This is a genomic window from Cupriavidus pauculus, from assembly GCF_022179805.1.
GTDB classification, from domain to species: domain Bacteria; phylum Pseudomonadota; class Gammaproteobacteria; order Burkholderiales; family Burkholderiaceae; genus Cupriavidus; species Cupriavidus pauculus_E.
The window spans coordinates 79,284-104,139 of sequence record NZ_BPUO01000017.1; the positions used below are offsets into that span (position 1 = coordinate 79,284).

The 24,856-nt window shown below is 66.5% G+C and carries 21 protein-coding genes; 12 read left to right on the forward strand and 9 right to left on the reverse strand.

The window, feature by feature from the left end; all coding sequences use genetic code 11:
• Positions 1-83 precede the first annotated feature (83 nt).
• The 4 genes from MFF62_RS26185 to MFF62_RS26200 all read right to left on the reverse strand — a co-directional run bounded on the left by MFF62_RS26185 (position 84) and on the right by MFF62_RS26200 (position 4,634).
• Positions 84-1,034 (reverse strand): Csu type fimbrial protein, encoded by a 951-nt coding sequence (locus MFF62_RS26185; RefSeq protein WP_238266059.1) that lies wholly within the window; start codon positions 1,032-1,034, stop codon positions 84-86.
• Positions 1,031-3,361: a fimbria/pilus outer membrane usher protein gene (locus tag MFF62_RS26190; protein ID WP_238266060.1), complete on the reverse strand. Its 2,331-nt coding sequence runs from the start codon at positions 3,359-3,361 to the stop codon at positions 1,031-1,033. The genes MFF62_RS26185 and MFF62_RS26190 overlap by 4 nt, the downstream gene beginning before the upstream one ends.
• Positions 3,358-4,038: a fimbrial biogenesis chaperone gene (locus MFF62_RS26195; RefSeq protein WP_238266061.1), complete on the reverse strand. Its 681-nt coding sequence runs from the start codon at positions 4,036-4,038 to the stop codon at positions 3,358-3,360. The genes MFF62_RS26190 and MFF62_RS26195 overlap by 4 nt, the downstream gene beginning before the upstream one ends.
• An 83-nt stretch (positions 4,039-4,121) precedes the next feature.
• Positions 4,122-4,634, reverse strand: coding sequence for a Csu type fimbrial protein (locus tag MFF62_RS26200; protein WP_238266062.1), 513 nt, complete (start codon positions 4,632-4,634; stop codon positions 4,122-4,124).
• A gap of 389 nt (positions 4,635-5,023) precedes the next feature.
• On the opposite strand from MFF62_RS26200, the gene MFF62_RS26205 reads away from it, so the two are divergent.
• Complete coding sequence (locus MFF62_RS26205; protein WP_238266063.1) at positions 5,024-5,755, forward strand: BON domain-containing protein; 732 nt, start codon at positions 5,024-5,026, stop codon at positions 5,753-5,755.
• A gap of 100 nt (positions 5,756-5,855) precedes the next feature.
• A complete protein-coding gene (locus tag MFF62_RS26210; RefSeq protein ID WP_238266064.1) occupies positions 5,856-7,109 on the forward strand; it encodes a M20/M25/M40 family metallo-hydrolase in 1,254 nt (417 codons plus the stop codon).
• Positions 7,110-7,293: 184 nt separating this feature from the next.
• Here the strand turns inward: MFF62_RS26210 and MFF62_RS26215 are convergent, their stop codons facing one another.
• Entirely contained in the window at positions 7,294-8,220 is a 927-nt protein-coding gene (locus MFF62_RS26215; protein WP_238266065.1) for a LysR family transcriptional regulator, read from the reverse strand.
• A 368-nt stretch (positions 8,221-8,588) separates the two neighbouring features.
• On the opposite strand from MFF62_RS26215, the gene MFF62_RS26220 reads away from it, so the two are divergent.
• The 10 genes from MFF62_RS26220 (at position 8,589) to MFF62_RS26265 (ending at position 19,575) form a co-directional block, all read left to right on the forward strand.
• On the forward strand, positions 8,589-9,464 hold the full coding sequence (locus MFF62_RS26220) for an alpha/beta hydrolase (protein WP_238266066.1): 876 nt from the start codon (positions 8,589-8,591) through the stop codon (positions 9,462-9,464).
• 230 nt (positions 9,465-9,694) lie between these two features.
• Positions 9,695-10,942, forward strand: coding sequence for an efflux RND transporter periplasmic adaptor subunit (locus MFF62_RS26225; RefSeq protein ID WP_238266067.1), 1,248 nt, complete (start codon positions 9,695-9,697; stop codon positions 10,940-10,942).
• 100 nt (positions 10,943-11,042) lie between these two features.
• The gene (locus MFF62_RS26230; RefSeq protein WP_238266068.1) at positions 11,043-14,234 is read left to right on the forward strand and encodes an efflux RND transporter permease subunit; all 3,192 of its coding nucleotides are present in this window, start codon (positions 11,043-11,045) and stop codon (positions 14,232-14,234) included.
• Positions 14,235-14,245: 11 nt separating this feature from the next.
• Entirely contained in the window at positions 14,246-15,730 is a 1,485-nt protein-coding gene (locus MFF62_RS26235) for an efflux transporter outer membrane subunit (RefSeq protein ID WP_238266069.1), read from the forward strand.
• Between the two features lie 238 nt (positions 15,731-15,968).
• Entirely contained in the window at positions 15,969-16,355 is a 387-nt protein-coding gene (locus tag MFF62_RS26240) for a hypothetical protein (RefSeq protein ID WP_238266070.1), read from the forward strand.
• Positions 16,356-16,396: 41 nt separating this feature from the next.
• Positions 16,397-16,858 carry a DUF2127 domain-containing protein gene (locus tag MFF62_RS26245; RefSeq protein ID WP_238266071.1) on the forward strand — a complete coding sequence of 154 codons (462 nt, stop codon included), beginning with the start codon at positions 16,397-16,399 and terminating at the stop codon, positions 16,856-16,858.
• 92 nt (positions 16,859-16,950) lie between these two features.
• On the forward strand, positions 16,951-17,241 hold the full coding sequence (locus tag MFF62_RS26250; protein WP_238266072.1) for an antibiotic biosynthesis monooxygenase family protein: 291 nt from the start codon (positions 16,951-16,953) through the stop codon (positions 17,239-17,241).
• A gap of 50 nt (positions 17,242-17,291) precedes the next feature.
• Positions 17,292-17,930, forward strand: coding sequence for a CDP-alcohol phosphatidyltransferase family protein (locus MFF62_RS26255; RefSeq protein ID WP_238266073.1), 639 nt, complete (start codon positions 17,292-17,294; stop codon positions 17,928-17,930).
• Between the two features lie 153 nt (positions 17,931-18,083).
• Positions 18,084-19,199: an NADH:flavin oxidoreductase/NADH oxidase gene (locus MFF62_RS26260; protein WP_238266074.1), complete on the forward strand. Its 1,116-nt coding sequence runs from the start codon at positions 18,084-18,086 to the stop codon at positions 19,197-19,199.
• 208 nt (positions 19,200-19,407) lie between these two features.
• Positions 19,408-19,575 (forward strand): hypothetical protein, encoded by a 168-nt coding sequence (locus MFF62_RS26265; RefSeq protein WP_238266075.1) that lies wholly within the window; start codon positions 19,408-19,410, stop codon positions 19,573-19,575.
• Positions 19,576-19,646: 71 nt separating this feature from the next.
• Here MFF62_RS26265 and MFF62_RS26270 read toward each other — a convergent pair whose 3' ends face one another.
• From MFF62_RS26270 to pepE, 4 genes are all read right to left on the reverse strand, one after another.
• Complete coding sequence (locus MFF62_RS26270) at positions 19,647-21,098, reverse strand: aldehyde dehydrogenase family protein (RefSeq protein WP_238266076.1); 1,452 nt, start codon at positions 21,096-21,098, stop codon at positions 19,647-19,649.
• Between the two features lie 147 nt (positions 21,099-21,245).
• Positions 21,246-23,048, reverse strand: a complete 1,803-nt coding sequence (locus MFF62_RS26275; RefSeq protein WP_238266077.1) for an ATP-binding response regulator — start codon at positions 23,046-23,048, stop codon at positions 21,246-21,248.
• Positions 23,049-23,074: 26 nt separating this feature from the next.
• The gene (locus MFF62_RS26280) at positions 23,075-23,716 is read right to left on the reverse strand and encodes a response regulator (RefSeq protein ID WP_238266078.1); all 642 of its coding nucleotides are present in this window, start codon (positions 23,714-23,716) and stop codon (positions 23,075-23,077) included.
• A 334-nt stretch (positions 23,717-24,050) separates the two neighbouring features.
• Positions 24,051-24,746, reverse strand: a complete 696-nt coding sequence (gene pepE, locus MFF62_RS26285) for a dipeptidase PepE (protein WP_238266079.1) — start codon at positions 24,744-24,746, stop codon at positions 24,051-24,053.
• Positions 24,747-24,856: the final 110 nt, after the last annotated feature.

Here is a 24,856-nt window from a genome sequence, read left to right on the forward strand (position 1 = left end):
CGGTGGCGCGTCAATCGGTGGTGCAACGGGTCGACGACTAGCGAAAGACGCTATGGCCCTGACGTCACTCTGGCCAGTCGCCCTCAATACGTAATCGTCGCCGTCACCGTATCCACGTAAGCGCCCGCCAACGGCGTCGTCTGCGGCGGCACGCGCCCATAGACGCGAATCGTCTGCGCGGTGCCGGTGCCCGTGCCGCCGACGGTCGAGGTTCCGCCTGTGCCGTCGCCCCATGGCACGGTGCGGCCGGCATCGGAGAACAGCTGGTAGTTGACGGTCTGCTGGCCGCCGGATCGCGTCATGCGGCGTACGGAGACATTGGCGCCGTTGCCGATGCCCGCGTTGAGGGCAATCGAATAGGGGGCGCTAGCGGTGCATTGCACGGTCAGTGTGCTGGAGGCATCGACGTTGGCCGTGAGCAGCCCGACGGTGCCGAAATCGAGTGGCGTGGCGGAGATATTGCAATCGTTGATCACCGTGGCGGTGGCCGTGAAGGTGATGGGCTGGCTGTTGGTGGCCAGCGTGCTGCAATCGGGCGGCGCCAGCAGGTATTCGATGTAGGTCACTTCGGCGTTGAGTCCCGTGAACTGAGATGAGTACGGGCCGGCGACGGCGGCGGTCTGGTTGGCGAGCACGCGGCCGTAGAAATTGACGGTGGCGCTGCCGTTGCCGAGCAGTGCGCCGAAATCGACCATGACGGGCAATGCTGTCGCACCTGTGCTGCGCGAGCCCCAGACCTGCGTGCGCCCGCTGTCCGTGTAGAGATTGAAGCTCAGGTTGCGCGTGCCGTTGGCCAGCACACGCGGGGACACCGATGTGCCGGCCGTGCCGGTGCCGATATTGATGCAAGCGCGCACGCGGACGGACACGGCCAGGCCGGAGCAGCTCACGGTGATGGAGCCCTGGATGTCGCTGGGGCTGCCGCTGACCGGGCTGTAGTTGCCGAACGCGACCGACGGCGCGGTGGCGGTACACACTGCCCAGGCACCCGGCGCCATCAGCAGCAGCCACAACGCTAGCCAGGCGCGCATCATGGCGGGTCCTGCTCGCAACGGATCGGGCCGAGCCGGGGCAGCGGGTCGGCGCTGGCCTGGTAGTCGAGCCGCGCGGTGCAGATGCCGGCCGTGGTCTCGGCATGGAACGTGTTGTGGTCATCGAGGGCGTCGAAGAACGCGAGCCCGTCGTAGCCCACCACGGTCCGGCCGCCGCTTTCCAGATGGATGATCACCGTGCCGGGCGGCAGCGGTGTGTCCTGTGCATCCACCAGTACCACCTGCGCGCCGCGAAACGATTCGATGTGGAACGATGCCAGCGCGCCGGACTGCAGCGCCGGGGCGATGGAAAGGCGCGTGGAGCTGAGCCGCGTATTGGCTGGCAGGGCCAGCGCATCGATCTCGACGCGGTTGGCGTCGTAGGCCAGCAGGTTGGGTACGAGGATATGGCCGGAGTCGTTGGTATTGCCGATGCGGCGGTTTTCCACGAGCACGGGCAGGTTGGCTACGCCGCCGGTGGAGACCAGCGCAAAGCTCTGGTCGATACGCCGCCCGGCCATGACGGTGCCGTCCATGGCCACCACCGACCCGCTGGCGCCGAACTGCGTACTGACGCGGCCCTGCAGATCCTGCACCGCGCCATAGACATCGCCATAGCGGCCACGGAAATTGGCCTGCGCAAAGCCCCGCCAGGTGTTGGCGCCTTTCTGGCCCGCCACCTGCCAGCCCCAGCCGCCTTCGTAGGGCGTGGCATGGCCGACCGTGCCGATCATGGTCGGGTTGCCGCTGTCGCGCCCCACAGTGGCCGATGCGGTGGTCTCGCTGTCGATCAGGTAGGTCAGCGTCAGCGAGGCGCCGTACGACGACCCGGCCGCGAAGTCGCGGTAGGCGCTGGCCGTGATCGATGTGCGCCGGTTCCATTGGGCCGTCCAGGAGAGCGAGCCGATGCGCGACGTGCCGTACACGGCGTCCGACAGGTTGACGAAGCTGGCCGCGATATTGCCATTGCGCTGCACGGGCACCGACACCGTGGCGCGGTAGAGCGCATGCGGCATCGGTGCGCCGGATCGCGCGGCCAGGTCCTCGTAGTCGCCAAAGGTGCGCGTGCCTTGCAGGTCCACGCTGAAACGCGGCGTGCGCCACTGGTAGCCAATGCCAATCTGCGCGCCGCCCGATGCGCTGCCGCTGGTCGACAGGTTGAGCACGCCGGTCACCGGCAGCTTGAACAGCACGCCGCCGCCCGCGATGCCGACGCCGCGCGATACCTCGCCATGGCCTTCCAGCGTCACGATGTCGTTGAGCCCGTACCGCATCGAACCGTTGGCGGCCGGCGCGGAGTCATAGCGGAACGAATCCACGCCGTACTGCGTGCGCAGGAAGCCCACCTCCATCGAGTAGTCGAACAGCCCCGGCGCCAGCAGCCGCGCATCCACGTAGAGCGGCACCGTGGTGCTGACATCGCGCCCCAACGCGTCGCGCACGACGATGGTGGCCTGGCCCGCGCCGCTCAAGGCCGGGGCATTGTTGATGACGAACGGGCCGCTCGGCACCTGCCCCGAGTACTGGCGCACGTTGTTGATGTACAGGTCGACCGCGCCCGGCACTGCCGACGAACCGGACAGCGCGGGCATCGGATAGGTGATCAGGTCCGGCCTGAGCCCGAAATTGCGGCGCACCTGGAATCCACCGAGCCGCACCGGGCGCGACCAGGGCAGGGCGCCGGTGATCATGTCGCCCACCAGTACGGACTGCATGCCGGTGGGGTCGGCATGCGTCCAGTTGGTATCGAGCCGCACGTAGCGGGTGCTGCCGTCGTAGACCGTGGCCACGCCGGTATTGCTGAACACGCCGCCGGGATGAAAGAACCGCTGCTCGCTGTACAGGCCCAGTTGCTGCGCGGTATCGGGCTGGGCGTAGGCATCGTAGTTCAGCACGAAGCCCAGGCCGGGCGTGACCGGCGGACGGGCGCGTGCCCGTGTGCCCAGTTGGGCCGGCATGCGCTGGCTGTCGGCCACGGTCAGGTACACGCGCTGCATGGTCCGGTCATAGCGCCAGGTCACGCCGGGCAGGCGGTCCAGCGCGACCATGCCCTGGGCATCGGCCAGTGCCGGGTCGGCGCGCAGGCCCAGGTCGTGCAGTTCGTCGATGGGCGTCAGCAGTGCGCCGTCGCGGTCCGCGAAGCGGGCGACGCTGCCGGTCGATTCGCCGTTGACCATGACTTCCAGGTAGGCGGTGTGGCCGGGTACCTTGTCGATGGCCTGCGCACGGAGCGCGGTGCTCTCCAGTGCGGCGGTCAGCGTCAAGGCGATCAGGGCGAGCCGCGAGAGCGCGCGGGAGCGGGGGTGCGTTGCGCAGGGCAACCATGTCATGGGCCCGCATCGGGTTGACCGGTTGCCACCGGCAGCGACTGCGACTCGCCATTGACGGCCGCATCCAGCCGAAGCGCGCCGGCTGCCATGAAGCCGGCGGGCAGGCGGATGGTCCAGATCCGGGTGGCGCCCGGCAACGCATAGCCCAGCAGGCCATTGGCCACGGCCGCGCGCTGGCCGCCGCTGACCAGCGTGACGCCACTGAGCCGGGCGTGGCGCGTGCCGTCGTTGCGCGCGGCGAGCCGCCATTCGCCCTGGTCGCGCCAGAGCGACAGCGTCAACCGTGGCATGGCTGCTTCCGCCGGGGTGCCCGTGAAGACCGGTACCGAATAGCGCAACTGCACGCGCACGCCGGACTGGTCGGCCGGGGCGTCGCGCTGGGGCAGTTCATCGATCAGCAGGCGGTAGGCGGTCTCGGCCGGGGCGACATCCTTGCCCGGCCGCACCACGCGAATCATCTGTTCGTCATTGACGCCGATGCGCACGATGGGTGGGCTGGCCACCACGTCGTCGGTGGGCGCCAGCACGTCGTTGCCATGGGCCTGGGTCCAGCGGAAGACGCGCACCTGCGCGTGGATCGGCGTGCCCGCGGCATTGCGCAGGTTCAGCGCAGCGGCACCCGGGCCAGCGGGAAGGTCCACGCGCACGGGCGAAATCTGCAGCGAAGTGGCAAGCACCGGCGAACAAAAGCCCTGCACGGCAAGCAGCAGGGCTGGCCATGCAGGGGACGCCGGCCGCCACCTGGGGGCGGCGATCGGCATCAGAAATTGACGGTGGCGGTGACGGTGGTGGTGTAGGCGCCAGCGGCGGGCGTGGTCTGTGGTGGCACGCGGCCGTACATCGTGATGGCCTGGGCGGCGCCATTGCCAGTGCCACCCACCGTATCGGTGCCCGGCGTGTTGCCCCAGACCTGGGTGCGGTTGCTGTCGCGATAGATCTGGTACTGCACGGTGGCCGCCCCGGTCCCGGCCATCAGCCGGTTGGCGATGCTGCTGCCCGCGGCCGTGCCGCCATCCAGGCCCACCTGGTAGGGCGCGCTGTTGCTGCAGGTGACCGAGAGAGAAGAAGTCTGGTCCACGTTGGCGGCCAATACGCCCTGTGACCCGAAGTCGAGGTCGCTGGCGCTGATGGTGCAGTCGGCGGTCAGCGTCAGTCGCACCGCGAAGGTGGTGGTCTTGGTGGCTGCGCCCAGCCCCAGGGGTACGGTGCTCAATGCGGCAAGGACCGCAAGCCTGAACCATTGCGGTGCGCGAAAGCGGCAAGACGTCGTCATGGGCATCTCCGTTGCTACCGACGCCTCGATCATAGCGATGGCCGCATCACTTGGCAGTCGCATTTACGATGTTCAGTAATGCTTAATGCGCAGAGGCAGTGACATGAATAATGTTGAATTCAGTCAAACCGCCCGAAACCCGCGTCCTGTCTGGCGTTGCGGGATATTGGCGCGCACTTGCGGCGCGCCGGTCCAGGGGCGGATCGGGCGCAACGGACGTTTGAAACGTCAACGGTCTCGCGACCCGACGGCGCGCCACGGCCAACATTGCCCGGCCCCCTTCCTATAATGCGGTTGTGGTGCGGCGTCATGCCGCGCTGCGCCACGCGTGCTTGCAGGCAGAGGCGCGCTTCCCACCCATCTCCACATCAAATGGGGAGACACACATCATGCTGAGTAGCGAAGCGGTGCTGACGCAGGCGCGAGCCGCGTTGGCGCATGTGCCATATCAGGGCCATCAACTTCATCCCACCATTCACCTGCGGCTGTCCGACGGCGCCTTGATTCTGGAAGGCGAGGTGCCCGACGTCATGGACAAGACCCGTGCCGTGGCGCGGTTGCGTCGCGTGGAAGGCGTCTCCACCGTGATCGATCACCTGCGCATCGCGCATGCCGGACCCATGGTGGGCGATGGCGACGTGCGCGCCGCCGTATGCGAGCGGCTGTTGAGTGCGATCGATTTCCGTAATTGCAAGATCTGCGCGAAGGTAAAGGGACAGCTGGAATCCGTGCGCGAAGCCGTGGGCGAGCGCAGCGGATGGATCGAGGTGGCGGTGCACGACGGTGCCGTGATGCTCAGTGGGCAGGTCATCAGCCTGTCTCACATGCGGCTGGCCGGCGTGCTGGCGTGGTGGTCGCGCGGCTGTCGCAACGTGATCAACGACATCGTGGTGGCGCCCGCCGAAGCCGACAGCGACGAGGAACTCAGCGAGGCGCTGCAGCTCGTGCTGGAAACCGATCCGTTCGTCGATGCCGCGCGGATTCGCGTGCGCACCACGGGGCGGGTGGTCACGCTCGATGGCTATGCGTCGAGCGAAGGCGCGCGCAAGCAGGTGGAACGCGACGCCTGGTACGTGCTAGGCGTGGAGGACGTGGTCAACCACATCACCCTGAGCAGTTGATCCCCCGAGGGTGACCTCATGGCGGCGGGGCGAGGCCCTCGCCGCGGGATAGCGCATGCGGTACATTTGAGCTCCCAATACAAAGAAAAATGGAGACCACATGCCGCTTTCCCTTCGCCGCCTTGCCACGGCCGCTGCTGCCGCACTGATCTGCGGCGGCGCGCTGGCCGCTGGCCCGGACAAGGCCCTGCTCGACGCCGCGCGCGCCGCGCAGCCCGCCGTGGTGCAGTCGCTCAAGGACATGGTGACGATCGAATCGGGCAGTGCCAATATCCAGGGCCTGACGCGCATGGCCGACTACACGTCGCAACGGCTGCAGGCGATGGGTGCCAAGGTCGAACGCCTGTCCATGACGACCAGCGCCGCGCCGATGGTCAAGGCCACGTTCACCGGCACTGGCAAGCGCAAGATCCTGCTGATCGGCCATATGGATACCGTGTACCCGGCGGGCATCCTGGCTTCGCAGCCGATCCGCGAGGACGGCAACCGGCTGTATGGCCCCGGCATCGCCGACGACAAGGGCGGCCTGGCCGTAATCCTGCACTCGCTGGAAATCCTCAAGGCGCAAGGCTGGAAAGACTACGCACAGATCACGGTGCTGCTGAACCCGGACGAGGAAATCGGCTCGCAGGGCTCGGGCGAGACCATCGCCGCGCATGGCGCGCTGCATGACTTCGTGCTGTCGTGCGAACCCAACGTGGCGAAGTCGGTGGCCAAGTCCGAATCGCTGCTGCTGGCGGCAGCCGGCACCGCCACGGCCACGATGCAGGTCAAGGGCCGTGCCTCGCACGCGGGCGCCGCGCCGGAGCTGGGCCGCAATGCGCTGCTGGAACTGGCCTACCAGATGCAGCAGACGCGCGACGTGGCGAAGTCCGTGCCGGGATCGCAGATGAACTGGACGCAGGCCAAGGCAGCCGGTCCGCTGAACCAGATTCCCGAGACCGCCACGGCAGTGGGCGACGTGCGCATCACCGCCAGCGGCGCGGCGCAGAAGCTGCAGACTGCGCTGCAGGAAAAGGTCAACGGCAGCCATCTGGTGCCGGAAACCCAGACCACGGTGGCAATGGAAGAAGGGCGCCCGGCGTTTGTCGCCGACGCCAGGTCGAAGGAACTGGCTGCACGCGCGCAGCAGATCTATGCAGAGATGGACGGCCGCCCGCTGAACCTGATTCCGGGTACCGGTGGTGGCACCGACGCGGGTTTTGCGGGACGCTCGGGCAAGGCCGTGGTGCTGGAAAGCTTCGGCCTGTCCGGCTTCGGCTACCACGCGCGCGACGAGTACGTGGAACTCGACTCGATCGTGCCGCGGCTTTACCTGATGACGCGGATCTTGCAGGAGATTGGGAAGAATTGAGGGGGGCGCCCCGCCTAGGTTTTGCTCCCCTCTCCCACAAAGTGGGAGAGGGGTTGGGGGTGAGGGCCGGCGTATCAAGCTGCGATGTCGGCAATTTGAACCGCTGCGCCCTCACCCCCGGCCCCTCTCCCGCCGTGCAGGAGAGGGGGGCAAAGCAAGGCAGGGAGCGAAAAGACGATACCCCTCAAGCCGCCAACTGCTGCGGCGCGGCTCCAAAGTGCGGATGCCGCGAAAAAATCTCCGCGGCCCAGTTCACGAACACCCGTACCTTGGCGGACAAATGCCGGTTCTGCGGATACATCGCAGAAATCGGCAATTCGTCGGTCTGCCACTCGGTCATGACCTCCACGAGCCGTCCGCTGTTGATGTACGGCTCAGCCATGGCGCGCGAAATCCGTGCGATGCCGTGCCCTTCGAGCGTGCATCCCAGGTAGACGTCGGCGTCGTTGGTGGAAATCACCGAAGGCAGCAGCACCTCGCTGCGCTCGCCGCCACGACTCAGCGTCCACGGCGTTTCACGGCCGGTGCGGTTCGACAGGAAGTTGATGGCCTTGTGCTGCGACAGTTCGGTCAGGTCGTGCGGCGTGCCAAAGCGGCGCAGGTAGATCGGCGACGCATAGAACGCCAGTTTCACCTGGCCGATGCGGCGCGCCACCATGGCTTCATCCAGCGCGCCCACGCGCAGCACCACGTCCACGCCTTCCTTGAGCAGGTCGATGGGCTTGCCGTTGATGGTCAGCTCCAGCTTCAGTTCGGGATAGGCGTTGAAGAAGTCGTGCAGTTGAGGCATCAATACCATTTGCGCCAGACCGCTCGTGGTATCCACGGCCAGCGTGCCGCGCGGCGAGTTGTTGTGGCGCGTCAGCGACTGCTCCGCTTCCTCGACGTCGGCAAGAATCCGTACGCAGCGTTCGTAATAGGCGGCGCCGTCGGTGGTGACGCTGATGCGGCGCGTGGTCCGGTGCAGCAGCTTGACGCCGAGATGGGTCTCCAGGTTCTGTATCAGGCGGGTTAGCGTGGCCTTGGGGAGGTCTAACGACTCCGCCGCACGCGCAAAGCTGCCGACATCCACCACCCGAGTGAATGCCTGCATTGAGACAAGACGATCCATGATGTTGCTTTCGAAAGGAGTAAGACGGCTACGTTCCGAAGGATGTCTGGCGGGACTTGGTCCGCTGCATGTCAAGTGCGCGGCCTGGATTTGCTGCCGGCGGTCCGCCAGTGGCGGCCGGAGCGGGGACGGGTGGAGGGTTGGGGCGTCGGCGTTTGCGCTGTTTCCCCAAGTGCGCAGATGCCGAAGGACCGGAGTGAATCACATTTCGGGTATCCATTTCAAGCGGTGTGGGTTCACTTCGATGATTATTCCAACGCAGAAACAGTGCATTGGCAATAGCTTGCTTTATCCCATCGTTGTCAATCACCATAATTCGCTGCATCGCAATACAGTATCGACGGCCCTTGCCGGTCGCCCGGACAACCATGACCAAGACCACGACTCCCCGTAGTTCCGCCGCGCAACCGGCCGCAGAACAGGGCGAGGCTATCGTGTTCCAGCACGTGGTGACCAGCGGCGATCGCGAGATGAAGGTCTGCGTGTGTTACCCCGCAGGTTATTGGCCGGTGAGCGCCGGTGCGCCATTGTTGCCATGGATGCTGTACCTGCACGCGGGTGGCTTTGTGGACGGTGGCGTGGAAGCCGCCAAGGAACTGGCGCGGGATCTGGCGGAGTCGGTCCCGGCCGTGGTGGTGACGCCAGATTACTCGCTGGCGCCGGAAAACCCGTTCCCGGCGGCGCCCGAAGACGCGGTGAATACCGTGGCGTGGGTGTTGAAGCAGGCCAAGAAGCTCAAGGTCGACAAAGTGCGCTTTGCGCTGGTCGGCGAGGAAGCCGGCGGCAACCTGGCGATTGCCACCGCGCAGATGCTGCGTGACCGTGGCCTGCCGCAGCCGGCGGGCCAGTGGCTGATCCGCCCCGTGACCGATCCGTGCCTGCAGCACGCGTCGTCGGGCGGCCAGGTGCCGATGGAAATGCTGCGCAAGCTGGCCTGCAACTATCGCGATTACCTGCCGACCCCGGCCGCGAGCGTGCACCCGTATGCGGCGCCGGCGCTGGCGTCGCGGTTGACGGGTCTACCGCCCACGCTGGTGCAGGTAGCGGAAAAAGATGCGCTGCGCGCCGAAGGCGAAGCGTTTGCCGCAAAGTTGGCCAAGGCCGGGATTCCGGCCAGGGCCCTGATCATGCCCGGAGCCTGTGGCGACGGGGTGGAACAGTCCCATGAGATGTGTCAGGCATGGGTCAAAGAAGGTGCGCGGTTCCTGCGCGACAGTTTCGCGAAGGCCGACGACGCCTCGTAATCCGGTCCGAACGCCGGCCGGCGCCGTAAATGCAGTGACGGTGCCGGATTCTCCCGCCAGCGCCCTTTGAGGCTGGCACCCCTGTAGTAGCTTGGCTTTCGTCCGTTCCAGGGCGAAGGATCCCTTGTTGTTCCCGTTTTTCCGGCCCATCCAGGCTGGCGGGAGGCGTTCGGCCCAGAGTTTTGCTTTTCCAGTTGAAGAAATCCGACGAAAACACGGAGTGAAGAAAGATGAATGACAAGTCTCGACGCACGCTGATCGCCTTTGCCATCGTGGCAATCCTTGGGGCGGGCGTGGCAACCTCGGTACTGCGTCCCTGGCACGGCGGGGAAGCACAGGCCAATACCCCGCCCCCGGCACCGGCGGTGGAAGTCTCCGCGGCAGTGGGCCAGACCATCACCGAATGGGATGAATTCTCGGGCCGCATCGAGGCCGTGGACCGCGTGGAAATTCGCCCGCGCGTTTCCGGCACCATCGAAACGGTGCATTTCCGCGAAGGCTCGATTGTGAAGAAGGGCGACCCGCTGTTCACGATCGATCCGCGTCCGTACGCCGCCGAAGTGGCGCGTGCCGATGCAGCCGTGGCAGCCGCGCAGGTGCGTGCCTCGCATGCGCAGACCGAAAAGGCGCGTGCGCAGCGTCTGCTGGACGACAACGCCATCTCCAAGCGCGAGTTCGACGAACGCATCAACGCCGCCAGCGAAACGGTGGCCGACGTGCGCGGCGCGCAGGCGGCGCTGGAAGTGGCCAAGCTGAACCTGGGCTACACGCGCATCGTTGCACCGGTCTCGGGCAAGGTGTCGCGTGCCGAAATCACGGTGGGCAACCTGGTGGCCGCTGGCGCCGCGTCGCCGCCGCTGACCTCGGTGGTATCGGTCTCGCCGGTATATGCGAGCTTCGACGTCGACGAGCAGAGCTACCTGCGCTACACGGCGCCGGGCGCTGGCGGCGCGAAGAACGACCTGCCGGTGTTCCTGGGCCTGGCCAACGAGGACGGCAACCCGCACAAGGGCAAGATCCACTCGATCGACAACCGGCTTGATACGCGCAGCGGCACCATCCGCGTGCGTGCCGTGTTCGACAACGAGGACGGACGCCTGCTGCCGGGCCTGTACGCCAAGGTCAAGCTCGGTGGCGGCTCGCCGCACCCGGCCGTGCTGGTCAACGACCGCGCCATCGGTACCGACCAGGGCAAGAAGTTCGTGCTGGTGGTGGACAAGACCAACAAGCTGGTCTACCGCGAGGTGGAACTCGGGCCGACGTACGAAGGGCTGCGCGTGATCCGCAAGGGTCTGCAACCGGGCGAGAACATCGTCGTGAACGGCCTGATGCGTGTGCGCCCCGGCGACACCGTTGCACCGAAGGCCGTGGCCATGGCGTATCGCAGCGAGCTGGAGCCGCGCGGCACCACGCCCGACCGCAAGCAGGCCGCGGACGACGGGAAGTCCGACAAGGCTGACAAGGCCAAGGTGAGCTGAGCCCCCGCGCCAGCAGACCGAACCGATCTTTTCCCCCTGAAGTTGTACATGGCGTCCGCTCCGGCGGACGGCCAGGGGGAGTGCTTTCGCCGAGACCAAGATGAATCTCTCGAAATTCTTTATCGATCGCCCGATTTTTGCGGGCGTGCTGTCGGTGCTGATCTTCCTGATCGGCGCCATCTCGATGTTCAAGTTACCGATCTCGGAGTACCCGGAAGTGGTACCGCCGTCGGTGGTAGTGCGCGCGCAGTTCCCGGGCGCCAACCCGAAGGTGATCGCCGAGACCGTGGCCACGCCGCTTGAAGAGCAGATCAACGGCGTCGAGGACATGCTCTACATGAACTCGCAGGCCAACAGCGACGGCAACCTCACGCTGACGGTGACCTTCAAGCTGGGCACCGACCCGGACAAGGCACAGCAGCTGGTGCAGAACCGCGTCTCGCAAGCCGAGCCGCGCCTGCCCGAGGACGTGCGCCGGCTGGGTATCACCACGGTCAAGAGCTCGCCTGACCTGACCATGGTGGTGCACCTGAAGTCGCCGAACGACCGCTACGACATGACGTACCTGCGCAACTACGCGCTGATCAACGTGAAGGATCGCCTGGCGCGCATCCAGGGCGTGGGCCAGGTACAGATGTTCGGTTCCGGCGACTACTCGATGCGCGTCTGGGTCAATCCCGAGAAGATCGCCGAGCGCGGCCTGGCCGCGTCTGACGTGGTGCGCGCCATTCGCGAGCAGAACGTGCAGGTGGCGGCCGGTGTGATCGGCCAGTCGCCGTCGCTGCCCGGCACCGACCTGCAACTGTCGGTGAACGCCCAGGGCCGTCTGCAGACCGTGGAGGAGTTTGGCGACATCATCGTCAAGACGTCGCCGGACGGTGCGGTCACGTACCTGAAGGACATCGCCCGTATTGAGCTGGGTGCATCGGAATACGCGCTGCGTTCGCTGCTGGACAACAAGTCCGCCGTGGCGCTGCCGATCTTCCAGTCGCCGGGTTCCAACGCGATCCAGATCTCGAACGACGTGCGCGCCACCATGGCCGAGCTGCAGAAGAACATGCCGGAAGGCGTGGAATACAGCATCGTCTATGACCCCACGCAGTTCGTGCGTCACTCGATCGAGGCCGTGGTCCACACGCTGTTCGAGGCCATCGCGCTGGTGGTGCTGGTGGTGATCCTGTTCCTGCAGACCTGGCGTGCGTCGATCATCCCGCTGCTGGCGGTGCCGGTGTCGATCGTCGGTACGTTCGGCCTGATGCATGCGTTCGGCTTCTCGATCAATGCGCTGAGCCTGTTCGGGCTGGTGCTGGCGATCGGTATCGTGGTGGACGATGCGATCGTGGTGGTGGAAAACGTCGAGCGGAACATCGAGGAAGGACTGTCGCCGAAGGAGGCCACGTACAAGGCCATGCGCGAGGTGAGCGGTCCGATCATCGCCATCGCGCTGACGCTGATCGCCGTGTTCGTGCCGCTGGCGTTCATGACGGGCCTGACCGGCCAGTTCTACAAGCAGTTCGCGCTGACGATCTCGATCTCGACGATCATCTCGGCGTTCAACTCGCTGACGCTGTCGCCGGCCTTGTCCGCGCTGCTGCTCAAGGGTCATGACGCACCCAAGGACTGGCTCACGCGTGGCATGGACCGTGTCTTCGGCGGCTTCTTCGCGCGCTTCAACCGCTTCTTCGGCCGCAGCTCGGACAGCTATGGCCGTGGCGTGAAGGGCGTGATCCGCCGCAAGGGCTCGGTGTTCGGCGTGTACGCCGTGATGCTGGTGGCGACCTGGGGCGTGTTCCAGATGGTGCCCAAGGGCTTTGTGCCCGCGCAGGACAAGCAGTACCTGGTGAGCTTTGCCAAGCTGCCTGACGGCGCCACGCTGGACCGTACGGAAGACGTGATCCGCCGCATGTCGGACATCGCCCTCAAGCATCCGGGCGTGGAATCGGCCGTGGCCTTCCCGGGCCTGTCGATCAATGGCTTCACCAACAGCCCGAGCGCCGGCATCGTGTTCGTCACGCTGGATTCGTTCGACAAGCGCAAGAGCGCAGAGCTGTCGGGTAACGCCATCGCGGCCGACCTGAACAAACAGTACGGGTCGATCCAGGACGCGTTCATCGCCGTGTTCCCGCCGCCGCCGGTACAGGGCCTGGGCACCATCGGCGGGTTCAAGATGATGATCGAGGACCGTGCCGCGCTTGGGTATGACGAGCTGTTTGGCGCGACCAGCGCGTTCATGGCCAAGGCACGTGCCACGCCTGAACTGGCCGGCATCTTCAGCAACTACCAGGTGAACGTGCCGCAGCTCGACGTGCAGCTTGACCGTACCAAGGCCAAGCAGCTTGGCGTGCCGGTGACCGACGTGTTCGAGACGCTGCAGACGTACCTGGGCTCGTCGTACGTGAATGACTTCAACAAGTTCGGCCGTACATACCAGGTGAAGGTGCAGGCGGATGCGCAGTTCCGCCAGCATGCCGAGGACATCCTGCAGCTCAAGGCACGCAGCAGCACCGGCGAAATGGTGCCGCTGTCGTCGCTGGTGAAGGTCAAGCAGAGCTTTGGTCCCGATAGCGTGACGCGCTACAACGGCTTTACCGCTGCCGACATGAACGGCGGCCCGGCCCCGGGCTTCTCGTCGGGCCAGGCCCAGGCGGCTGCCGAGCGCATCGCGGCCGAGACGCTGCCCAAGGGCATCGGCTTCGAATGGACGGAACTGACGTACCAGGACATCCTGGCCGGCAATGCGGGTGTGTGGATCTTCCCGCTGTGCGTGCTGCTGGTGTTCCTGGTGCTGGCCGCCCAGTACGAAAGCCTGACGCTGCCGCTGGCGGTGATCCTGATCGTGCCGATGAGCCTGCTGGCCGCCATGACCGGTGTCTGGCTGACGCGTGGTGACAACAACATCTTCACGCAGATCGGCTTCATCGTGCTGGTGGGGTTGTCAGCGAAGAACGCGATCCTGATCGTGGAGTTCGCCCGGGAACTGGAGCACCAGGGTCGCACCGTGGTGCAGGCCGCGATCGAGGCCAGCCGCCTGCGTCTGCGCCCCATCCTGATGACGTCGTTCGCGTTCATCATGGGTGTGGTGCCGCTGGTGGTCTCCTCGGGCGCCGGCTCTGAAATGCGCCATGCCATGGGCGTGGCCGTGTTCGCGGGCATGCTGGGCGTGACGTTCTTCGGCCTGTTCCTGACGCCGGTGTTCTATGTGGCGCTGCGCCTGCTGGCAACCCGCAAGCAACGCCGCGAGGCGGCAGCGACGGATGCATCGGCATCGCACGCCGTGGCATCCGCAGAGTGATGGTGAAAGACATGAACAACATCGTGATGAAGCAGTACCTGCCCAAGCTCGCAACGCTGGCTGCCGCGCTGGTGCTGGCTGGTTGCTCGCTGGCACCGACCTACAAGGTGCCAGAGACGCCCACGGCCGCCACCTTCAAGGAGGCCGACGCGGCCGCCACCGAGGGCGCGCAGTGGAAGACCGCCACGCCGGCCGAGGGTCAGCAGCGCGGCGACTGGTGGAAGGTGTTCGGCGACGCCGAACTCGACCGCCTGATCGACGCGGCTGGCGCTCACAACCAGGACCTGGCCGCCGCGGCGGCCCGCCTGAAGCAGGCGCGTGCGTTCACGGGCGCGACCGAGGCCGATATGTATCCGCAGCTGTCGGCGGGCTTCGACCCGACCCGCACGCAGTCGTCGGCCGCGTCGCAGGGCCTGCCCGACGGCACGCGCGTGTCGCCGCAGACCGTGTACAAGGCGCGCCTGTTCGCCAACTACGAGCTTGACCTGTTCGGGCGCGTGGCCAGCAGCGTGAACGCTGCCCGTGCGGAAGAGAAGGGCGCCGAAGACCTGTATCGTTCAGTGCAGCTCGCTCTGCAGGCCGATACGGCGCAAGCGTACTTCGCACTGCGTACGCTCGACAGCGACCGCGAACTGCTCAACGCAACGATCAAGTTGCGTGAGGATTCGCTGTCACTGCTGCGCAAGCGCTACGAGGCGGGCGAAACCACGGACCTGGACCCGGCCCGTGCCGAGTCGGAACTGGGCACCGCGCGTGCTGACCTGGCCGGCATCGAGCGTCGCCGTGCCAACCAGGAGCACGCACTGGCCGTGCTGACCGGTGTGGCACCGTCGCAGTTCGGGCTGGCCGCCAAGCCGTTCGATACGGCACCGGTGGCCGTGCCGGCGGGCCTGCCGTCGGACCTGCTGGAACGTCGCCCCGATATCGCGGCGGCCGAGCGCCAGATGGCGGCGGCCAATGCGCGTATCGGCATCGCCAAGGCAGCGTTCTTCCCGCGTATCTCGCTGACGGCGCTGTTCGGCTTCGAGTCGGCGGACCTTTCGAACCTGTTCAAGTGGTCGTCGCGCACCTGGATGCTCGGCCCGCTGGTGGGCACGACGGTGGCACAGACCGTGTTCGACGGCGGCCGCAACAGCTCGAATCTGGCCGGCGCCCGCGCCGCCCACGAGGAAAGCGTGGCGCGCTACCAGCAGACCGTGCTCGTGGCGTTCCGCGAGGTGGAAGACAGCCTGGCCGATGTACGCTGGCTCAGCCAGCAGGCCACGGCGCTCGACGGCGCGCTGAACGGCGCGCGTCGCGCGCAACGCATTTCGCGCAGCCGCTACGACGCCGGCGCAGTCGACTACCTGACCGTGATCGACGCGGACCGCACCGTGCTGCAATCGCAGCGCGACGCCAACGCCGTGGCCGGACTGCGCGCGGCAGCGACGGTGTCGCTGGTGCGCAGCCTGGGCGGCGGCTGGGGCCCGCTGCCGGAAGCGGTGGCGAAGAATTAAGCCGCATCCATGCTCGGTGGTTGCTCCCCTCTCCCATGAATGGGAGAGGGGTTGGGGGAGAGGGCCAGCGGTTCAAATTGCCAACATCGCATCTTGAGCCGCCAGCCCTCACCCCCCGGCCCCTCGCCCGGAGGGAGAGGGGAGCAAAAAAACAATCCGTCACCAAACTTCGCTGGCGCGATGTTTCCAGGCTTCTACACTGGACACATCGCGCCAGTTTTCGTTTCAGGAGGCCGCAATGCGCAGGATCGCGACGATCGCGGCGGTGGTGCTGGTGTTGGCGCCCGCCGTTGCCTTGGCCCAGTCGGTCACCGGTTCCATCGCGGTGGGTGGCTCGGCACGCGTGAAAGGACCGGCCACCGTGAATGGCACGCTGAGCGTGGATGGCCACGTCTATGCCAATGGTCCGCTGACGGCGGCGTGGTTTGCGTCGACGGGGCGCGGCTATCCGCCGGCGCAGGAGCGCTCACTGCTCAAGGTCTTTCATGGGCCGCTGACCGTGCAAGGGTCGATGGTGGTGCACGGCGATCTGTACGTCGACGGGCCGCTCACGGTGAACGGGCCGCTGGAGGCGGGCGGCGGCATCGATGCCAGCGGGCCGATGGTGGAGCGCCAGGCACGGTGATGTTGCACAATGGCGACTTCGCTGACTCTCACGAACTCGCCATGGCGCACAACAGTCCCGCACTGGGGCTCAAGAGCATTGCCCTGTTCGAAGCCGCCAAGGGCGCGCTGGTGATCTTGGCCGGGCTGGGCCTGGTCGCCTTGCTGCATACCGACGCCCAGGCGCTGGCTGAGACCATCGTCGGCCGCCTGCACCTGAATCCGGCCGGTCACTATCCCAAGATTTTCCTGGCGCTGATGTCCAACCCGAGCGATGGCCGGCTATGGGCCATCGGCGGTTCGGCTGCCGTGTATGCACTGATGCGCTTTGCCGAGGCCTATGGCCTGTGGAACGGCCGCGCCTGGGGCAACTGGATCGGCGTGTGGTCGGGCGGCATCTATATCCCGGTGGAAATCTACGAGGCCGTGCGGCACCCGACCTGGCTGCATGTCGGCCTGGCGGTGGCCAACGCGCTCGTGGTGCTCTACCTGGTGCAAAGCCTCGCGCGCCATACGGTCAAATAGCTGCCAGGGCAGCCACGCGTCGCAAATCTGCTAAGGTAGAACGCGCCACATTGTCAGACAGGCACCGATATCAACCGCCATCGAGACCCCTCATGATTCACGAAATTGCACAGATCACGATCAAGCCCGGCATGGAAGCCCAGTTCGAAGCCGGCGTGGCCAAGGCCAAGCCGCTGTTCCTGCGTTCGCGCGGCTGCCACGGACTGAACCTGCAGCGCTCGATCGAGCAGCCGTCGCACTACACGCTGGTGGTGGCCTGGGAAACCGTGGAAGACCACATGGTTCATTTCCGCGAATCGGACGAATTCCAGGAATGGCGCAAGCTGGTCAGCGACAGCTTTGCCGCGCCGCCGGCCGTGCATCACGTCAACACCGTGATTTGACCGGCCAACGCACCTGACGCTGGCGCCCACGCGCCAAAGGAGCCCGCCGCATGTCCACCCCTCAGCAGCGCCCACGGCATTTCTCGATGCTGCGCGACCTGCAGCTGGCGGATTTCTTCACGCTGGCCAACGCGGCATGCGGCATGGGGTCGGTGTTCTACGCGATGTATTTCGTCGCCGACCCTTCGCTCACGCATTTCTATATCGCGGCGGCGCTGGCGCCTGCTGCGTTCATTTTCGATGTGCTGGACGGCCGTATCGCGCGCTGGCGCCACGCCCATTCGGCACTGGGCCGCGAACTCGATTCGCTGTCCGACATCATCTCGTTCGGCGTCGGCCCGGCCACGCTGGCCTTCGCGGCCGGCATGCGCGGCGGCTGGGATCTGGCGGCGCTGATCTACTTTGTCTGCTGCGGCGTCAGCCGCCTGGCGCGCTTCAATGTCACGGCCGAGACGCTGGCCGAGGGCTCGGTGCAGGGCAAGGTCAAGTACTTCGAGGGCACGCCGATTCCCACCAGCGTGGTGCTGACCGGCGTGCTGGCGTGGTGCGCGTCGCGCGGGCTGATCGGCGATGCGCTGCCCGGCGGCGCGATCGAACTCGGCGCGGGCACGTTCCATCCGATGGCACTGTTGTTCGTGTTGAGCGGCAGCCTGATGATCAGCAAGACGCTGCGTATTCCGAAGTTCTGAGACACCGTTCAGGTGCACCGAATCCCCGCCACAGCGCGGGGATTTTCCATGATGGGGTTGGGGTCAACACGGTTTTCCGGCGACGTCTACAATCGGCCGGGATGTTGCCTGCCCCGTGGGGCAGGGTCCACGCAGACCACAAGGAAATTCCCCATGTCCCATCTCTTCGATCCGTACCAGATCGGCAATCTTTCGCTCGCCAACCGCATCGTTATCGCACCCATGTGCCAGTACTCGGCGGAAGAGGGTTCGGCCACCGACTGGCACATGATTCACCTGGGCAGCATGGCGCTGTCTGGCGCGGGCCTGATGATTGTGGAGGCCACGGCGGTGTCGCCGGAGGGCCGTATCTCGCCGGCCGACCTGGGCCTGTACAACGATGCCAACGAAGCCGCGCTGGGCCGCGTGCTGGACGCGGTGCGCAAGTATTCGCCGATTGCCGTGGCGATGCAGATCAGTCATGCGGGCCGCAAGGCATCGAGCCGCGCGCCGTGGGAAGGCGGTGCGCAGATTCGTCCCGACGAAGCCGGTGGATGGCAGACCGTGGCCCCCTCGGCCGTTCCGCACGCGGTGGAGGAGGTTGCGCCGACGGCGCTCGACCGCGCGGGCATGAACAAGATTCGCGATGACTTCGTGGCGGCCGCCAAACGCGCGGCACGGCTCGGCATCGACGGCATCGAGGTGCACGGCGCCCATGGCTACCTGCTGCACCAGTTCCTGTCGCCCATCGCCAACCACCGTACCGACGAGTACGGCGGCAGCCTGGAAAACCGCATGCGCTTTCCGCTGGAAGTGTTCGACGCGGTGCGCGAGGCGTTTCCGGCCGAGCGTCCCGTATGGATGCGCGTGTCGGCCACCGACTGGGTGCCGAACGGCTGGGATATCGAAGGCACGATTGCGCTGTCGCATGCACTGAAGGCACGCGGGTGCGCGGCCGTGCACGTCAGCACCGGTGGCGTGTCGCCGCAGCAGGCCATCAAGCTTGGTCCGGGCTATCAGGTGCCATACGCGCAGCGCGTGAAGGCGGAGGTGGGCTTGCCGACGCTGGCAGTTGGGCTGATCACCGAACCCGAGCAGGCCGACGCGATCATCGCCAACAACGAGGCCGACATGATTTCGCTCGCGCGCGCGATGCTGTATGACGCACGCTGGCCGTGGCATGCCGCCGCCAAGCTTGGGGGCCAGGTCGATGCGCCCAGGCAATACTGGCGCTCGCAGCAGCGCGGTCTGGAAAAGCTGTTCCGCAGCGCGCATTTCGGCCAGCGCTGACACCTCGGGCTGCGGCGCGATTTGCGTTGCGTTTGTGCCGCGCCGCAGCATCGTTCAAACGGCAATAACGAAGGGATTACCATGATTGCCGCGCCGCACTGATGGCGCGACCATCGGCGCAATAGATTGCAGTGGGCAGTACCCGGGCGCCCCAAAAGCACGCCCGTCATCACAGAAGTAGTCGAAGAACGCACTCTGGGAGACATCCATGCAAGTCTATGACGGGCTCGTATTTGCCTGCGCCATGATCCTTATCTGCATGTACGCCTATCTGGGCGTGCAGTCGCAGAGTCTTGCGCTGAAGTACGTATCGCCAGCCATCGTAGGCGTGTTGACGCTCGTCTACGCGCTGCTGCCGATGCGATTCATCAGCTAGCCGCACAGTCGCACGCCGCAAACAAAAACCCCGCCAGGCCATGGCGGGGTATGTCCGCTTTCATTGGCGGCCTAGCGCAGCGACAGCCAGATCGCCTTCGGTTCCGTGAAGTTCTCGATGGCGGCGTCGCCATGTTCGCGGCCCAGGCCCGAATCGCCCGCGCCGCCCCAGGGCAGGCGCACGTCCGTGTAGCCGTAGGTGTTGATCCACACGGTGCCGGCGCGCAGCTCGCCCGCCACTTGGTGCACGCGCTGGATATCGGCGCTCCACACGCCGGCGGCCAGGCTGAACGCGGTGCCGTTGGCGATGCGCACGGCGTCGGCTTCGTCGTCGAACGGAATCACGCTGGCCACCGGCCCGAAGATCTCCTCCTGCGAGATGCGCATCTCGTGCGCCACATTGGCGAACACCGTGGGTTCGACAAAGAACCCGCGCTCGCCCACGCGCACGCCGCCGGTCACGGCACTGGCGCCTTCCTGCTTGCCGATGTCCACGTAGTCGAGCACGGTCTTCATCTGCGCGGCCGATACCACCGGGCCCATCGTCGTATCGGGCGCGGCCGGGTCACCCACGCGGATCGCACGGGCCCGTGCGGCCAACCGTTCCACCACTTCGTCGTACACCTGCCGCTGCACCAGGATGCGTGAGCCGGCCGAACATACCTGGCCCGCGTTGAAGAAGACGCCCGAGGCCGCGGCACGCGTGGCGGCGTCGAGGTTGGCATCGGCAAAGATCACGTTGGCCGACTTGCCGCCCAGTTCCAGCGTCACGCGCTTGAAGTTGGCGGCGGCGCCCTGCATGATGCCGCGCCCCACGCCGGGCGATCCGGTGAAGGTCACCTTGTCGATGCCGGGGTGCGCCACCATGGCGTTGCCCACCACGCTGCCCTTGCCGGTGACCACGTTGAACACGCCCGGCGGCACGCCGGCTTCCAGCGCCAGTTCGGCCACGCGCAGTGCGGTCAGCGGCGTGATCTCGGCGGGTTTGACGATCAGCGTGCAACCGCAGGCCAGCGCCGGGGCGATTTTCCACATGCCGATCATCAGCGGGAAATTCCACGGAACGATGGCCGCCACCACGCCCACCGGCTCGCGCACGGTATAGGTCAGTGCATCGGGCCGGGCCGGGATCACGGCGCCATGGATCTTGTCGCACCAGCCCGCGTAGTAGCGCACGGTGTCGATCACGGCCGGCATGTCTTGCCGCCGCACCGACGCCAGCGGCTTGCCGGCGTCCTGGCTTTCCAGCGCCACCAGTTCCTCGGCGTGGGCTTCCAGCAGGTCCGCAAAGCGGTACAGGATGCGTCCGCGATCGGCGGCGCGCATGCCGCTCCAGGGCTTCAGCGCCGCGCGTGCGGCCCTGACCGCGCTGTCCACGTCGGCCGCGCTGCCCTGGGCCACCAGCGCAATCGGCGCCTCGGTGGCGGGGTTGATGTCGGTCGAGTATTGGCCCGTGCCGGGCGGCACGCGCTGGCCGCCGATCAGCAGGTCGTGCCTGGGCAAGTCGGCATGTGTTGCGGTCATGGGGGGCTCCTCGCTTCAGTCATGGGACGGGGCGCGGTGGCCGGAAATCAGGCCCGCTCTGCCTCGCAGTGTGGGCGGGCCTCAGACCTAAGTCCAATTAATAGGAATGATCCATTCATACGGTACATGCATGAATGAGGGCCGGACTTATCGTTCGGCCCGCTTCCATTCGGAGGTGTCGCACTGCACGCCCAGGCATTCGGCGTGCAGCAGGGTGCTGATGGCCGCGTGGAGTTTGCCCGGCACCACGGGCTTGTGCAGCAGCGCGGTGCCGCCCGCGTGCAGGTTGCGCAGGCGGTCGGCGGCGGTGTCGCCCGTGATCAGGATGGCTGGCAGGTCGCGTGCGGTGCGCTCGCGAATGGCCGCGATGGCTTCCAGTCCCGTGCGATTGCCACGCAGGCGGTAGTCAGCCAGGATCAGGTCGGGGGTGAAATCGCGGGTCAGCGCCAGCGCTTCTTCCTCGGTTTCGGCCGTGCGGCTCGGGCAGTTCCAGACCGTCAGCAGACCGGCCATGGCTTCGCGAATGGCGGGATCGTCGTCGATCACCAGCACGCGCAGGCCATCCAGGCGCATCGCCACGCCCGGCTGGACCGATTCCTCGGGCGCGGTCCACGCCAGCGGCAGCCGCAGGCGGAACACCGAGCCCTGGTCCGGTGTGGACGCCAGCGTCACCGACGTCTGCATGGTGCGCGCCAGGCCGTCCACGATGGCCAGCCCCAGCCCGAGCCCCTTGCGCTGGTCGCGCTCGGGATTGCCCAACTGGTGGAATTCCCGAAAGATCTCGCGATGCTGCGTGGCCGGGATGCCGATGCCGGTATCCCAGACTTCCACCGATGCATGGAAGCGCCGCGTGCGGCACGCCACCAGCAGGCCGCCCGCATGCGTGTAGCGGATGGCGTTGGCAATCAGGTTGCGCAGGATCAGTTCGGTCAGCGTGGGGTCGCCGAACAGCGTGACCGTGGTGTCGCGGGTGCGATAGAACAGCCCGCGCGCATTGGCCTGCGGTGCGAATTCGTTCTCCAGCTTGTGCAGCAGCGCCTGGAGCTGAAATGGCCGGGGCCGGGGGGTGACCACGCCCGCATCGAGCTTCGAGAAATCCAGCAGCGTGTTCAGCATTTCACGCGCGGCGCCCGACGATGCCTCGATGTGGTCCAGCAATTGCCGCTGGCGCTCGTCCAGCGGCGTGCGGCCCAGCGACACCAGGAACAGCCCCAGCGCATGCAGCGGCTGGCGCAGGTCGTGGCTGGCCGACGCCAGGAACACCGACTTGGCGCGGTTGGCGTCCTCGGCCTCGCGTTGGGCCTGGCCGGCGCGCGCGGTCTGGTCGCGCAATTGCGAAATCAGCTCCACGTTCTCGAACCGCAGCGCCAGCGAATGGCGCGCCATGCGCGAATAGTTGCGTGCGAACACGATCAGCACGAACAGGTAGAGCGGGGTGCCCAGGAACATCGGCAGGTAGGCGATATCGTGCGTGACGATGAAGACCGCCCAGACCGGCACGATGGCCGGGATGAAGAAGCCCACCGCCACAGGCAAGCAGGCCGAGAACACGGCCAGCGCCGCCGCGCTCATGCCTGCGATCAGCGACAGCACGCAGATCACCACGGCCGGCGAGCGGATATCGAGATAGAGCCAGCCCGCCAGGCCCCACAGCGCGCCAATCAGCACCAGCATTGCCGTCATGCCGCGTGCGTAGCGGCCCGAGCCCGCTTCGGTCAGCCGGTCGGGCACGGCCAGCCGGCCGAAGTGCGCGATGGCGCAGAGCACCGTCATCGCGGCAGCCCATGGCAGCCCGCCCGGATGGCCATCAGTCAGCGCCAGCCCCGTACCCAGGATGATCGCCGCCAGCGCGCACCCCAGCATGGCCATGCCAAAGCTCTGGTCGATCAGCTCCATCTGCGCCGACAGCAGGCGGGGTTCGTCGTAGCGCGGGAAGAAAGGCAACGCCATGGTCGACGCGGCTGGGCGTGTGGGGGTCAGCGTTGGGTCTGCACCAGGCCGCGCCGCTGCGCTTCCAGGATGGCCTCGACGCGGCTGACCACGCCCAGGTGTTCCAGGATGGCGGCCACATGCACGCGCACGGTGTTCTCGGAGAGCCCCAGGTGATAGGCGATGACCTTGTTGGATCGCCCCAGGTTCAGTTGCGTCAGCACTTCAAGCTGGCGCGGCGTGAGCTGGCTGGGCTCGTAGGCCGGGGCGGTGCCCACGACGCCCAGGCCGGCGCAGTCAGTTACCGGGAAATGCGTGCCGCCCGCCAGGCAGCAGGCAATGGCTTTTTCGATATCGAGCGCATCGGCCGACTTGGGCAGGAAACCGGCGATCTCGCGGCGGGCATCGGCCGGAATCGCATCGATATGGGACGTGCCGGAGACGATCAGGATGCGCGCGGCGGCAAAGTGCCGGCGCAAGACCTTGATGCCCTCGATGCCGTTCAGGCCCGGCATCTGGATATCGAGCAGCAGGATATCCACGGGCTGGCTGGCGTGCGCCTGCACGGCTTCCATGACCGATCCGGCCTCGATGATCGACGCCACGCTCGGGCTGTCTGCCAGCAGCAGCTTCAGGCCGGTGCGGAACAGGGTGTGGTCATCGATCAGCAGGAGTCGGGCACGCGACATTGGGGGCAGGCACAAAGTGCAGGGGACGGCATGAAGTCGATTGGACTGGATTCGGTTCGCGTTGTCCATCGCCACCAATGGGGGCATCGGGCGTGGAATCGGGCGCTTACCACCGTTATCGGCCAGGCCGCGGAAACCGTTGAGGCTTCGTCTGGAGTAGTCCGGAAAGATTATTGGCAGCGTAGTGGGCCGGTGCCAGCATTTTCCCGTGGACGATTTCCGCGACTTGTCCATACCACTTCTCATACCCGCTCCTCCCGGCTGCGGGTATTTTTTTGTCCGCGATACCGGGGGATGGGCCGGTATCGCGGACGATCAGACCGATCGGGGCCGATCAGGCCGGCTGCGCGAGCGGGCCGGCCGTGACGTCCCAGGTGCGGGCGCCCAGGAACCAGCGCGCGGCGTGCTCGCCGTGCAACGTGTAGCGATTTCCCGACACACGCACCCAGTCGCCCTCGGGCAGGCCCAGCACGGGCGTGTCCGGCGACAGCGTGGTGAACTCGGCCAGCCGCTGGTCGCGCGTTTCACCGCGGAACCCTTCGATTTCCAGGTTGTAGTAGTGCGGATTGATCTGGAACGGCACGAGGTTCAGCGCATCGAAACCGCCCGGGTCTACCACCGGCATGTCGTTGGTCGTGCGGATCGTCGGCGTGGCCAGGTTCGAGCCGGCGCTCCAGCCGATGTAGCGCGCATCGCCGCTGCGCACCCGGCCGGCGATGACGTCGAGCAGGCCCTGCTGGCGCAGCACCTGCAGCAGGCGGAACGTATTGCCGCCACCCACCACGAACAGCGTGGCGGCGTTGGCGGCAGCCACCGGGTCGGCCTGCTGGTGCAGCGAATCGACCGCGATGCCGATGGGTGCGAAGGCTTCGCGCACCTGTTCGGCGTAGCTGTCCCAGTCGCGCGTCACGCCCGCGTACGGGACAAAGAGGGCACGGGTGCGGCCATCGGCCAGTTCGGTAATGGCGGAGGCGGCGTGGACGAGGTAACCGTCGTCCGAGGTCGAATTGCTGAGTAGAAGCAGGTCCATGTCGGGGTGCAGCGTGGTTCCGCCTGACGGAACCAAGGTCCGGAACCGACGGATTTGACGAAAGCGAGGATGGTACCCGAATGCCACCGGCCCGGCGCCGGGTTTTGACG